This window comes from Actinophytocola sp., from assembly GCF_035634895.1.
Lineage (GTDB): Bacteria > Actinomycetota > Actinomycetes > Mycobacteriales > Pseudonocardiaceae > Actinophytocola.
In genome coordinates this window covers 1-13,087 of sequence record NZ_DASQCC010000141.1, presented here as the reverse complement: position 1 = coordinate 13,087, position 13,087 = coordinate 1, and the positions used below count along the sequence as shown (strand labels likewise).

Annotated in this window: 12 protein-coding genes; all 12 read right to left on the bottom strand. The window is 72.3% G+C overall.

All coding sequences use genetic code 11. From position 1 onward, the window contains the following. Nucleotides 1-4: 4 nt before the first annotated feature. Complete coding sequence (locus VET29_RS20700) at nt 5-1,195, bottom strand: hypothetical protein (protein WP_324922928.1); 1,191 nt, start codon at nt 1,193-1,195, stop codon at nt 5-7. Beyond that, nucleotides 1,192-1,608 carry a DUF4247 domain-containing protein gene (locus tag VET29_RS20695; protein WP_324922926.1) on the bottom strand — a complete coding sequence of 139 codons (417 nt, stop codon included), beginning with the start codon at nt 1,606-1,608 and terminating at the stop codon, nt 1,192-1,194. Before VET29_RS20695 ends, VET29_RS20700 begins: the two co-directional genes overlap by 4 nt. Then, complete coding sequence (locus VET29_RS20690) at nt 1,605-2,090, bottom strand: DUF2617 family protein (protein ID WP_324922924.1); 486 nt, start codon at nt 2,088-2,090, stop codon at nt 1,605-1,607. Before VET29_RS20690 ends, VET29_RS20695 begins: the two co-directional genes overlap by 4 nt. Continuing rightward, complete coding sequence (locus tag VET29_RS20685) at nt 2,087-2,701, bottom strand: DUF4178 domain-containing protein (protein ID WP_324922921.1); 615 nt, start codon at nt 2,699-2,701, stop codon at nt 2,087-2,089. The genes VET29_RS20690 and VET29_RS20685 overlap by 4 nt, the downstream gene beginning before the upstream one ends. A 64-nt stretch (nt 2,702-2,765) precedes the next feature. Then, the gene (locus VET29_RS20680) at nt 2,766-5,357 is read right to left on the bottom strand and encodes a CHAT domain-containing protein (protein WP_324922918.1); all 2,592 of its coding nucleotides are present in this window, start codon (nt 5,355-5,357) and stop codon (nt 2,766-2,768) included. A 9-nt stretch (nt 5,358-5,366) separates the two neighbouring features. Further along, nucleotides 5,367-7,070, bottom strand: a complete 1,704-nt coding sequence (locus VET29_RS20675; protein ID WP_324922916.1) for a S8 family peptidase — start codon at nt 7,068-7,070, stop codon at nt 5,367-5,369. A 96-nt stretch (nt 7,071-7,166) separates the two neighbouring features. After that, entirely contained in the window at nt 7,167-8,255 is a 1,089-nt protein-coding gene (mnmA, locus tag VET29_RS20670) for a tRNA 2-thiouridine(34) synthase MnmA (RefSeq protein ID WP_324922914.1), read from the bottom strand. A 61-nt stretch (nt 8,256-8,316) separates the two neighbouring features. Continuing rightward, complete coding sequence (locus VET29_RS20665; protein WP_324922912.1) at nt 8,317-9,552, bottom strand: cysteine desulfurase family protein; 1,236 nt, start codon at nt 9,550-9,552, stop codon at nt 8,317-8,319. Between the two features lie 36 nt (nt 9,553-9,588). After that, nucleotides 9,589-10,956 carry an MFS transporter gene (locus VET29_RS20660; RefSeq protein WP_324922910.1) on the bottom strand — a complete coding sequence of 456 codons (1,368 nt, stop codon included), beginning with the start codon at nt 10,954-10,956 and terminating at the stop codon, nt 9,589-9,591. Nucleotides 10,957-10,961: 5 nt separating this feature from the next. Then, nucleotides 10,962-11,819, bottom strand: coding sequence for a lysophospholipid acyltransferase family protein (locus tag VET29_RS20655; protein WP_324922908.1), 858 nt, complete (start codon nt 11,817-11,819; stop codon nt 10,962-10,964). Continuing rightward, a complete protein-coding gene (locus tag VET29_RS20650) occupies nt 11,816-12,586 on the bottom strand; it encodes a GNAT family N-acetyltransferase (protein ID WP_324922906.1) in 771 nt (256 codons plus the stop codon). Before VET29_RS20650 ends, VET29_RS20655 begins: the two co-directional genes overlap by 4 nt. A gap of 144 nt (nt 12,587-12,730) precedes the next feature. Continuing rightward, the coding region (locus VET29_RS20645) for an electron transfer flavoprotein subunit alpha/FixB family protein (RefSeq protein WP_324922904.1) at nt 12,731-13,087 on the bottom strand (357 nt) is incomplete at its 5' end.

Genomic DNA, 13,087 nt, shown 5'->3' with positions numbered 1-13,087 from the left:
GGGGTTACTCCTTTGTGGACTCATCGGATGAGGTTGGCTTCTGGGGTGGCCGCCCGCCGCCGGAGCGCTTCTCGACAGCGGGATCGCCATCAGCCGGGTCGGCAGCCGGCTCGCCGGCAGCTTGTTCAGCGCCGGACGGTTCGGCGGCAGCCGACTCAGCGGCAGCCGACTCGGCATCAGACGGCTCCGCATCAGACGGCTCAGCGGCAGCCACCTCATCGGGCGCCGGCTCAGCGCCAGCCGAATCGGCACCAGACGGCTCAGCGGCAGCTGGCTCAACGCCAGAAGGATCGGCAACGGGCGGCTCAGCACCGGCCGGCCCGGCGGCGGCCGAATCGGCGTCGGCGCCGGCCGCGTCCGCGGCACGCGGCTCGGTGACGGATGTCTCGTCCTCGGTCTCGACCTCAGCCTTGTTCTTGGCCTCGTCCTCGGTCGACGGTGGTCCGGTCTCCGGTTCCCGGGGGGCCGCGGTCGTCATCCCCTCCCACGGCTCCGACACGTAGTCGGGCACATAGTCGGGCACGTGGTCGGGCACCGCCGCTGCCGGCGCGGGCCTGCGCCGGCGGTTCACCCTCAGGATCCACCAGATCAGCACGCCGCTCGCGGCCATCAGGACCAGTGCCCAGATCAGCATGCCGCCGCGGTCTCGCCACCAGTCCGAACCCGGGTCGTCGGTCAGCTGGGCGTCGGCCGGTGCCGTCGCGGTGTCGGGGGCGGCCGACAGTGGCGTCGCTATCCCCTTGTCCGCGGCCAACAGCGGCAGCGCCGTCACCGCCTTGCCCACCACCGCGCCCGGATCGTCGCCCGTGAGTCCGTCGAAGTCGAGGCCGAGGGCGTCGAGGTCGTCGCGGGTCAGCGAGGACGGGGTGCTGTGCAGGTCGTACGACGCCGAGTCCTCGGACTCCGATGACTCACTCGTATAGGTGATACTCGCCCGGAACTCGACCGTCGCCTTGCACGAACCCGTGTCGGCCGACTTGCCGGCACCGAAGTTCGAGCCGACGCTCACCTGCTGGACCCCCACGTTGTCCACGCTGACGTGCCAGCCGTAGCACACACCCTGGTCCGTGTACGCCTCCGCGAGCACCGAAGCCAGCTCGTCGGCGTCGGCCGCGTCGAAGATCACGTCCGCCGACGCCGGCGCCGGCGCGGCCAGGAGCAGCACGCCGGCCAGCACGACCGCCGCGCGCCTCACTTCCCGCCTCCGGGGCCACCGCCGCGGAAGTTGTCGCCCGAGCCCCCAGTGCCCCACACGCCGCCCACGAACAGGAGCCAGTGCGAGTAGCCCCGCCGCTCGTCGTCCACGTAGATCTTCGATCCGGTGCCGTTCGACGTGATCGCGACGATGTCGTCGGAGTACCGGAGGAAGTAGCCCGACGGGTCGAACTGGGTGTCGGCCGGCGGACGGGCCGAGCGGATCTGCTCGTACACCGCCTTCGGCTTGGCCGTGGAGGTGTACACGATCGAGTTACCCGATGCCGACTGGCGGCGGAAGTTGTCGTCCAGATAGGACCGGATGCCGCCACCGCCGAAGATGGCGAACAGCAGCACGATCAACCCGACACCGCCGAGGGCGCCGGCGATCAACAGCTTGGTGCGCAAGCTCATCGCGGGGTCACCACGCTCGAGGTCCAGACCAGCTCACCGGCCTGCGGGTACGCGTGCCAGGTCTCCCAGCGGGCCCCGCCGGCGAAGGAACGGGCCGACAGGGCGGTCACGGCCAGGGGCGAACCGGGAAACTCGGCCACCAGCGAGTCGGGGTCGGCCGCGCAGGCGGTCACGACCCGTGACACCTCCGTCGCGAAGTCGGCAGGGCGCGAGCACAGTGCCGCGAACTGCACCGAGTAGTCCCCGAAGGTCCGCGTCGAGCTCGACGGCAGCGCACCAGGCTGGTCCGGCAGGCACGCCACCGTCTCGGAGAACTCCCCGAGCACGACCTGGTGTGACGCCCCGAGCACACGCAGCTCCAACGTCATCTCACCCAGTGTCACCCGATGGGTGCCGAGGGCGGGCAACGGTCGCAGCCCATAGGCGAGGCTCAGATCCGCCGCACGCGAGTCGGCGAACCGTGTCGCAACCCGCGTTCTCACGTGCGGTCACTGCCGGCCGGGTACACGCGCAACGCGGGCAACGCGACCGCCTCGCCGAGCCCGGCCTCCCACTTGCTGCCGTCGAACCGCTCGAAGCTCAGCGCCTTGCCGTCCGGCCCCTCGTAGTCGACGTACTCCACCGACCCGCGCTCGGCGAGCGTCGTCGTGCCCTCCGAGACGTACGCGGCGGTGCCGTCCTCCTCACGCCGGTAGGTGACGCCGCCGACCTCCATCGTCTTGCCACCCGGCTCGGTGACGTCCGCGGTCTCCCGCCACAGGACGACCTCCAGGTCGGGGTCCTCCTCGACCGACACCCACAGCCGGGACCCACGCGCGTCGTCGAGGAAGTGCTCGGACCAGGAGTAGCCACCCTCCTTGAGCCGCAGCGAGCCGCGCACGAAGTACAGCTGGTCGCCGTAGTCGATCATGTCGCCGGCCCGCACCGTGCGGATGTCGGTGACCCCCTGGTGGTCGGCGAGCGGGTCGACGGGCCCACCCGGCCGCGCGCTCTGGTCGCCCAGAGCGGCCGTGCGGTTCCGGCGCGCGCGCAGGTACAGCACGACGCCGCCGACGATCACGGCGAGCAGGATCAGCACCAACAGCACGGTCATGGCCCGGAGCATAGTGGCAGGCCAGCGTCCGGTTGGGCCGGCCAGGCAAAGTTCGGGACACGTTTCAACCCGCGCCGAGGCAGATGAACGGGCGTCTCAACGGGTCCACCGCCACCGCCGCCGCCAGTGCCGCCGCGGGGCGTTCTCCCGCTGCCACTCGTTCGTGGTACTCCACCATCGTGGCCGCGGCCGACGCGTCACCGACCCGGCTGTTCGCCGCGACCACCGTGCGCACCCCGCTTGCCAGCAACCCGCCCGCGAAGCCCAGCGCCTCGTCCCCCGGCCGGATGTGGTTCATGGCCAGCTCGCACGCCGCGAGCACCACGTGCCGTGGCGGGTGCGACAGCCGCGCCAGCTCGTAGGCGAACAGGGGCCCGTCGGCCAGCTCCAGCCGGGAGAACATCGCGTTCGTCGGCTCGTGTTCGCCGTGCGCGGCCAGGTGGGCCATCGCCGCACCGTCCAGCGCGGACAGCACGTCGCCGACCGCCGCCTGGGACAGGCGGGCCGCGGACGGGTACAGCTTGGTCAGCGCCGTCTCCTCGGCGACGGTCTCCCGCAGGCGCGGCCCACGGGCCAGCACCACGTGGCCATCCTCGTCACGAGACGACTCGGCCGTCAGCCACGCCGTCGCCGACGGGGCGACCACCACCGGACGCCCCCGCAGCGACGGCAGGCTCCCCCACGGCACGGCGTAGAGCGGACCCGTCGGCACGACCACCAGCTCGCGGTCGCCGACCAGCGGAAGGACCGGCAGCACCAGCCGCGCGTCGACCGTGTCCGCGCTGTGCGACGCCGACCTGCCGACCACCGCGCTGATCGCCGGCGGCAACCCGTTCGGGGCATAGGTGTCCAGGTCCGCGTGCAGCCGCTTGGCCCACTCGAACGTCTCCGTCGCCGACGACAGCCGGACCAGCCGGGTCCGCCCACCCGCGACGACCACCGCCACCAGCTCGTCGCCGGACGCCGCGAACGTCACCAGCGCCCGCTCCCCCAGCGCGTCGGACACCTCGGCCAGCGACGCCACCGGCCGCGGTCGGCCCCACGGCGAGGCGTACCACCCCTGCCGCAGCACCTCCCGCTCCAGCGCGACGATCTTCTTCTCCTCGCCGCGCGGCACCCGGCCGGCCAGCCGCTCCTGCTGCGCGGCCCGCCGCAATGACCGCAGCGACGTCACCTGCTCGGCCAGCACCGGGTCGTCGATCTCCGGCAGCGGCTCGTACCGGTACACCTGCGCACGCGTGCGCTCCAGCCAGCCGAACAGCCGCCGCGCGTCGCGCCGAGGGCCGTCGAGCACCAGCCGCACGGCGAGGTCGCCGAGCTGCTGGCCGTGGATCGCCGTGCCGCACACCAGCTCCAGCCCGCCCATGCGGTCCCGCGCGCGTCCCAGCTCCACCAGCCCGGCACGCGCCTCGGTCAGTGCCCGCCGCCGGTCGCCGCGGGAGGTGGCCAGCTCGGCGCGGCACAGCCGCAGCAGCATCCGGTGGTCGAGCGGGGTCGTGGGACGCTGCCGGGGCAGCTGGTCCAGCAGCAGCTCGGCCGCGGCCGGGTCGCCCCGACGGACCTCCAGCCGAACGGCCAGCATCAGCGCGAGCCCGGTCTCGTCCTCCAGCAGCAACGCCCGCAACGCCTCGGCGAGCTTCACCGCCCGCTCGGGCAACCGTCGCGGGACCCGGGGCGCGGCGAGGGCGCTGGCAGTCTCCGTGCGCAGGGCCGCCAGCGCCGCGACCGCGGCCCACCGGGTGTTGCCGCGCCGGGTGAACCGGCGTTCGGCGGACCGTGCCAGGCGCCGGGCCTGGTCGGCCCGACCGTCCAGCAGTGTGGCGGCGGCCATGGTGACCTCGGCCTCGGCCAGGTCCTGACCGGCCCGCTGTGCACGCAGCCGCGGTATCACGTCGTCCAGGTGCTTTGCGGCGTCGGCGGCGAGTCCCGCGGCCAGCAGCGCCCGCGCCTGGTCCAGCCGCAGCGCGGGCAGCAGGCCCGGGGTGTTGACCTGGTAGCTGCGCTCGACCTCGGTGTAGTGCCGCAGCGCCGCCGGCAGCTCCCCCATCATGTACTGGACGTAACCCAGGTTGTGGCGCGCCTTGTCGGCCACCAGGCTCAGGCCGTGCTCGGTGCACAGTGCGAGGCACAGCTTGAAGTCCTCGCCGGCCCGCACGACCTGTGCGAGGTCGATGAAGGCGTGGCCCCGGTTCAGGTACGTGGCGGCCAGCAGGTCGGGGTCGCCGACCTGCTCCGCCTCGGTGAGCCGCGCGACCGCCGCGTCGAAGAACTCGATGCCCTCGACGATCTGGCCGGCCCGGTGCAGCAGCAGACCTCGATAGCACAACACCAGACCGTCCAGCTCCGCGCGGCGCGGACCGGACACCGCGTCGAGCTGGGCGGCGGCCTCGTCGAGCCGGGCCAGACCGTCGATGTGCGAGCCGGACTCCGCAAGGGCGTACCCGAAGCTGACCAGGACGCGGATGCGCAGCACCGCGGCCGGCGGCGAGTCGGGCCCGATGTCGTCCAGCAGCTGCTGGGCATCGCGAAGCAGGGTGATGGCCCGGCCGAACCGGTAGGCCCACCCCGCCTCGCGGGCAAGTTGGTGCAGCGCCACGACCTGGCCCAGCACCTCGGCGTGGCGAGCCTGCCGTGACTCGCTAGGCAAGCTCGCCATTCCGCAACACTACGACGCCGAGATCTCTTCTTGGCTCCGCTTCGCCGAAACGGGTGACTTCTTCTTCCAGCCGCGGTCGACGATCTGGGAGTTCACCGACCGCAGCGCGTCCTTCGCCCTGGCGACGCCGGCGGAGGTGCCCAGCTCGCAGGCCTTGACCGTGGTCAGGGCGCTCGCGAGCAGGCCGGCGATCACCGGGGTGGCGAAGGACGTGCCGGCCCACACCGCGAAGCCTGTGCGGAGGTCGTCCGGGTCGGGTGCGGTGCGCACGTCCGGCCCGAGGCCGGCTCCGTCCAGGAGGGACAGCCCACCCTCGGCCGCGCCTTCCCACACCGGCACCGTGCTGACCAGACCGTCGCCCGGCGCCCACAGGCTGACCCACTCGCCCCAGTTGCTGAACGCGGCGGTGGTGTCGCCGGGCGCGTTGCGTGCGCCGACCGCGCCGAGCAGCTCGATGCCGCCCGCCGCGCCGCCGGTCCCTTTGGCGAAGGCAGCCGGCATGAACGGCCGCGTCGTGGCGTCGTTGCCGGCCGCGGCCACCACCAGCACGCCGAGCGCGGTGAGCTGCTCGACGAGCCCGCGCACCTGCTGCTGTTCCGGCACGGACGCCGTCTCCGCGTAGAAACCCAGCGACATCGACACGACGTCGATCTGCCGCCCGTGGTTGGTCACCTGGTCCACCAGCCAGTTCAGTGCGAGCACCACCGCGCTCTCGGTGGAGAAGCCGTCGCTGTGCAGCACTCGCAGCGAGAGGATCTTCGCGGCCGGGCACAGCTGGTGCACGAGGCCTGACACGAACGTGCCGTGGCCGGAGTGCGAGTCGATCAGCCCGAGCAGCGGGTCGATCTCGTCCTGCGTCTCGAACGGACTGGACAGCGGGCTCGGCTGCGTCGGGCTCAGCTGACCGATGCCGATCTCGACGTTCGCGAGCTGGTTCTGGAAGTCCTGGGCCACCTCGTAGATCGGGTCGGCCGGGTCCTGACCGTTCCACCACGGGTGCGGGCCGATGCCGGTGTCGAGCACGGCCACAACCGGCCGCCGGCCGCCGGGCAGCGAAGCGGCCTTCGGCCGGACGGGCCGCGGCATGAGCAGCGCGACCGGGTTGCGGTCGCCGGTGTGCATGACGATGCCACCGTCGATGCTGGGACCGTGTGAGACCGGCGAGCCGATGCTGGGGCCGTGGCTCACCGGGGCGCCGCCGAACGTCAGCGACGCTCCCATCACCATGTGGTCGACGCCGTAGTCGTTCACGCGCTCGCCGAGCGCGTCCTTGAGCACGACGTAACCCGCCCACGGGTCCGGCGCGCGGTCGGCGGGACGGTCGTCCTTCCACTTCAGCGGCACCGGCACGCCCACGTTGTCCGGCAGGCGGTTGACGACGCTCTGCCAGCCCTCGTCCCGCGGCGGGCGCAGTTCGTAGTCGATCCGTGCGAGCACACCGTTGATGTCGTCGTCCGGCTCCGGGCGCCGCTTCGGGTCGGACCGGAGCCTCTTGGCGTCGCCCGCGGGGACGAGCAGCACGTCGGACCTGTAGACGGTCGACAACGGCCACGTGCCGTCCTGTGACCTGACGGCGGTCGTGGGGTCGAGCACGCGGGCTCGGTGCCGGGTGAGGATCTCCGGCGGGATGGTGATCGCGTCCGGCATCAGTTGACGCTTCGGCCGTGGCTGGCTGCTGCCGTCGCCGTTGCCATGGTGAGACGCGCTGGTCATTGATCAACTCCTGACGAGTGGCGGTGTCGCGCACCTCGTTAGTCGATGACCACCCGCCTGGCGTAACGGCCATGCACCAAATGGCACCCTATTTGGTTACCCAGTCGACACGATGGTGGCGCTCGCAAGCACCACATCACCCTTTTGGTCCTGACGGTAGAGCACAATGGCCTGTCCCGGCGCTACTCCGCGTAGTTCCTCGTCGAGGCGGACCACCAGTCGACCGTCCACAATGGACGCCGTGCCGGGCGCCGTGCCACCGTGGGCCCTGACCTGTGCGACACAGCGCATACCGTCCGCCGGCGCGACACCGGACGGCCAGGTCGGCTCGCTGCCGACGATCTCCGTGACCGCGAGCCGCTCCGCGCTGCCGACCCGCACGTTGCCGTTCACCGGCTCGAGTGACAGCACGTACCGCGGCCGGCCGTCGGCGGCCGGGACCCGCAGGCCGAGCCCGTGGCGCTGCCCGACCGTGAAGCCGTGCACGCCCGCGTGCGCGCCGAGCACCGCACCGGTCTCGTCGTCGACCAGCGCGCCGGGGCGCTCGCCGAGGTGTCTGTCGAGGAACGACCGGGTGTCGCCGTCGGGAATGAAACAGATGTCGTGGCTGTCGGGCTTGTCCGCGACCGCGAGGCCGCGCCGTTCGGCCTCGGCCCGCACGTCCGGCTTCACCGAGTCGCCCAGGGGGAACATGGCGTGGCGCAACTGGTCAGGCCGCAGCGACGCGAGCACGTACGACTGGTCCTTGCCGTAGTCGGCACTGCGCCGCAGCTCCGGCCGCCCGTCCACAAGGGACAGTCGGGCGTAGTGCCCGGTGGCGACCGCGTCGAAGCCGAGTGCCGTGGCCTTGTCCAGCAACGCGGCGAACTTGATGCGCTCGTTGCACTTCAGGCACGGGTTGGGGGTGCGGCCCGCGGCGTACTCGGCGACGAAGTCGGCCACCACGTCCTCGGTGAACCGCTCCGCGAAGTCCCACACGTAGAACGGGATGCCGAGGATGTCGGCGACGCGGCGGGCGTCGTGCGCGTCCTCGACCGTGCAGCAGCCCCGCGCGCCCGTGCGGAGCGTCCCCGGCTTGGCGGACAGCGCGAGATGCACACCGACGACGTCGTGACCGGCGTCGACCGCACGGGCCGCGGCCACGGCGGAGTCGACGCCACCTGACATGGCGGCCAACACCTTCATGAACGCTCCCCACGGTCACCAGGCACCAGCCGTGCCCGCTGGTTCGCTCGGCAGGCCACGCTCACAGGATCTCCACCTTCGCGGCCTTGCGCAGGTTCACCAGGCCTGCCCGGCGGGCCCGCTCGACGACCGGGCCGACGGCCTCGGCCACGGCACGCACGTCCGCGGCGGTCGAGGTGTGCCCGAGCGAGAACCGCAGCGAGCTGCGGGCCGTCTCCGGCGGCACGTCCATGGCCAGCAGCACGTGGCTCGGCTGCGCCACGCCGGCCGTGCACGCGGACCCGGTCGAGCACTCGATGCCACGTGCGTCCAGCAGCATCAGCAGGCTGTCACCGGCGCAGCCGGGGAACGTGAAGTGCGCGTTGCCCGGCAGCCGTGACGGCCCACCGTCCACATCGGACTGACCGGGGTCGCCGTTGAGCACCGCGTCCGGCACGATCTCCTGGATCGCCGCGACCAGCTCGTCGCGCAGGCCCGCGAGCCGCCCCGCCTCGACCGGGCGGGCGTCCACGACGGCGCGGACGGCGGTGGCCAGTGACACGATCGCGGGCACGTCCAGCGTGCCGGAGCGGACCTCGCGTTCCTGCCCACCGCCGTGCGACAGGGGTGTGCACGCGACGTCGCGGCCCAGCAGCAGCACGCCCGCGCCGAACGGGCCGCCGAGCTTGTGCCCGGTCAGGGTGAGCGCGGACGCCTTCGACGCGGCGAAGTCGACGGTCAGCGCGCCGACGGCCTGCACGGCGTCGGTGTGGAACGGGATGCCCTGCTCGGCGCAGGTAGTGGCCAGCTCGCCGATGGGGTTGACCGTGCCGACCTCGTTGTTGGCCCACATGACGCTGACCATCGCGACGCCCGCCGGGTCCTCCGCGATCGCGGCCCGCAGCGTGTCGTCGTGCACCCGGCCGAACCCGTCGACCTCCAGCAGCGTCAGCTCGGCGCCCTCATGCTCGACGAGCCACTCGGCCGCGTCCAGCACCGCGTGGTGCTCGACGGACGACACGAGCAGGCGCCTGCGGCACGGGTCGGCGGCGCGGCGGGCCCAGTAGATGCCCTTGATCGCCAGGTTGTCGCTCTCGGTCCCGCCGGCGGTGAAGATCACCTCGGAGGGCCTGGCCCCCAGCGCGGCCGCGATGTCCTCGCGGGCCTCCTCGATCATGCGGCGGGCCCGCCGGCCCGAGGTGTGCAGTGACGACGCGTTGCCGCGAGTGGTCCGCGCGTCGGCGAGGAGCGCGGTCATCGCCGCGGCCGCTTCCGGCAGCATCGGCGTGGTGGCCGCGTGGTCGAGGTAGGCAGTCATGACAAGACAAGAGTAGACCGCTGCGGGGAAATTCGGTCATGAGGCTTGCCTTTCCGGGCGGAAGACAAGGGCACCGAACAAGGCGAGCCCCGCCAGCAGGAGGTTCAGCGGCACCATCGCGGCGGACGGCGCCTCGGTGGAGGCGAACGTGGCGAGCATCACGCCCCCGAGGCCGACCGAGATCGCCGAGAACGTCATGTCGTTGACCTGTAGCGCCGAGGACACGAACCCCCGGTCGCGGGGTGGCGCGAAGTCGAGTGAGAGCACGCTGATCGACGGGTACGACAGGCCCATCGCGGTGCCCGCGACCAGCCAGAACGGCAGCACGAGCCACGCAAGCCCCCAGTCGGCGCTCACGAGCGACATCAGGCCGAGCCCGGCGGCCAGCGCGAGCAGGCCGAACCGGATGAGCCTGGGCCGGTCGAGGTCGGGGCGACGGCCCTGCCAGTGCGAGGCGCCCGCCCAGCCGATCGCGCCCACGGTCAGCGGCAGACCGGACATAGCGGGTGAAAAGCCGTGCACGGCGGTCAGTGTGAGCGGCACGTACGCCTCGACGCCGAAGAACGCGCCGGCCAGCACGCCACGCATGAGCACGGTCGCCGGCAGTCCCGGCCGGGCACTGAACGTGCCCCGCGGCATGAGCACCCGCAGCGCGGGCACGAGCGCGGCGACCCCGGCGATCCCGAGGAACAGCATGCCGGCCGACGGGTGCTGGGCCGCCCAGGTGATGGCGGCGATCCCGAACGCGGTGGCGACGGCCGCGGCGCCGAGGCCGCGTCTCGGCGCCGACTCCGGCGCGTCGACGCTGGGCAGGTCGCGGATGATCGGCGTGAGCAGCAGGACGCCCAGCAGCGCGAAGGGCGCGATGCCGAGGAACACCCAGCGCCAGCCGATGTGCTCGGTGATCAGCCCGGCCGCGGTGGGGCCGATGAGCGACGGGACCACCCAGGCGGCGGCGAGCAGCCCGAACACGGCCGGGCGGCTGCGGTGCGGGTAGACGAGCGCGACGAGCACGTAGATCGCGACGGTCTGCGTCCCGAGGCCGAGACCCTGCAGGACGCGGCCGGCGAGCAGCACCGGCATGCCGGTGGCGGCCCCGGACGCGAGCAGCCCGGCCAGGAACAGCCCCGGCCCGGTGACCAGGGCCAAGCCGGGGCCGAACCGGTCGCAGAACCGTCCCGAGAGGACCGTAGCCATCACGCTGGCGGCCAGGAACGCCGTGAAGGGCCAGGAGTAGAGCGCCGCACCGTGCAGCTCCGCCACCATCCTCGGCATGGCGGTGCTGACGCCGAGGTGCTCGAACGCGGCGATGGTGACCAGCGTCAGCATCCCGATCGTCGTGGCGCGGTACCTGCCGGCCCAGACGGATTCCTGTTCTTCCCGCTCCGGCGTCTCGAGGGTCACCCCGCCTATGGTGCTACCTCGACCGTACTGGAGGTCCAGTGTTTTTCCGCGGGCAGCGTGGCGGGCGTCAGCACGTCGTCGACCGCGCGCTCGGCGAGCGTCGCGAGCTCGCGCCGGTCTCCCGCCCGGCCGGGTGCGATCTCGTCGCGGACGTGCACCTCCAGCACGAGTCCCCGGAGCGCGGCCGTGCGCCGGACGGAGTCGACGATGGTCTCGTCCCCGATGAAGGCCGGCGCGGTGGTCCTGGCGCCGTCCCGGAGCCGGAACCGCAGCGCGACGGGGAGCACCGGCACGCCGCCGTCGATCGCGGCCTGGAAGAGCGCGGGGCGGAAACGTCCGTGTGTGAGGCCGCACCAGGTGGTCCCCTCCGGCGTGACGTTGACCATCGAGCCGGCGCGGAGCGAATCGGCGAGCGTGGTCACGGTGCCGGACAGCGACCGGATGTTCGCGCGGTCGACGTAGATGGACCCGGCCGCGGACACGAGCCACCCGAGCACGGGCCAGGACGCGATGTCCAGCTTGGCCACGGCACGCATGGGACGCACGGCGTTGACGGCGACGATGTCCAGCCAGGACGTGTGGTTGTTGACCACCAACGCGCCGCGGCCGGGTCCGGGAATCGTGCCGTGGACGACCAGTCGCACCCCCATCGCCAGCAGGACGCCGCGGAAGATGGCCCTGGTGAGCCAGTTCCTGCCGGTCCTGCCGACGACCGGCAGCAGGACCAGGCTGAGGAGGCTGAGGAGGACGACGGCGAGCAGGCCGGCGATGCGGAGTGTTCGCAGGATCCGCCCCACCGTGGGCTCCTGGCCGCCGAGACAGCCGGGCCCGCACGGCGAGTGCGGGAACCAGGCGTGGTTCATGCCTGCTCACCCAGGAAGTAGCTGAGGTACCGCTTGTCGATCCGGTCCAGTCCCAACAGGACGAACAGGTCCGCCACACCGAAGTCCGCGTCGATGGCCGGCTCACCGCACACCCAGGCACCGAGCCGCAGGTATCCCTTGAGCAGCGCGGGAATCTCCTTCCGGCGCGGCACCTCGACGCCCGTGTGGTCCCACGGCCGCAGCGGCCGGACCCGGTACTCCTCGGGCGCGTAGTTCTTGCGCCGCACGGTGTCCCACACGCCGGCGGCCAACTTTCCGCCGTCGTGCAGGGGAACCGAGGCGCAGCCGGCCAGCCAGGAGTGTCCGGACAGGAGCATGTACCGCGCGATCCCGGCCCACACCAGGCTGACGACGGCCCCGGTCCGGTGGTCCGGGTGGACACACGACCGGCCGGTCTCGACCAGGCCGTTTCTCAGCGGCGCGAGGTTGCGGAGGTCGAACTCGGTCTCGGCGTAGAGCATCCCGGCCTCGGCCGCCCGCTCGGGCGGCAGCATCCGGTAGCAGCCGACGATCTCCCCTGAGACGTCCTCACGCACCACGAGGTGGTCGCAGTGCTCGTCGAACGCGTCGATGTCCAGCCCGGGGGTGGGAGTGTGGAGGGTCGCCCCCATCTCCTCGGCGAACACCCGGTGGCGAAGCCGTTGTGCGGCAAGGACTTCCTCCCCGTCTCTGGCGACGAGGAGCGAGTAGCGGGGTGGGGTGGCACCACGACCGGAGGTGCTGACGAGAAGCTGTGCCTGCGTCATGGCATCAGGTGTACGCGGTGCGTGGGAAACCCCACGTGCCTGTTCCGATGACGAGGGCGTGGCCCTCCGGTGAACATTCCTGAGAGCAAGCTGAGAGGGGCCGCCGCGAGCGAGTCGCGACGGCCCCTCCGAGGTAGCGGGAGGCTACTTGCGCTTCTGGACTTCCTCGGTGAGCTGCGGCGCGACCTTGAACAGGTCGCCGACGACGCCGAAGTCGGCGATCTCGAAGATCGGCGCCTCCGGGTCCTTGTTCACCGCGACGATGGTCTTCGAGGTCTGCATGCCGGCGCGGTGCTGGATGGCGCCCGAGATGCCCAGCGCGATGTACAGCTGCGGCGACACGGTCTTGCCGGTCTGCCCCACCTGGAACTGCGCCGGGTAGTACCCGGAGTCCACCGCGGCACGGGACGCGCCGACGGCCGCGCCGAGCGCGTCCGCCAGCTTCTCGACCACGTCGAAGCTCTCCGCCGAGCCGACGCCGCGGCCACCGGACACGACGAC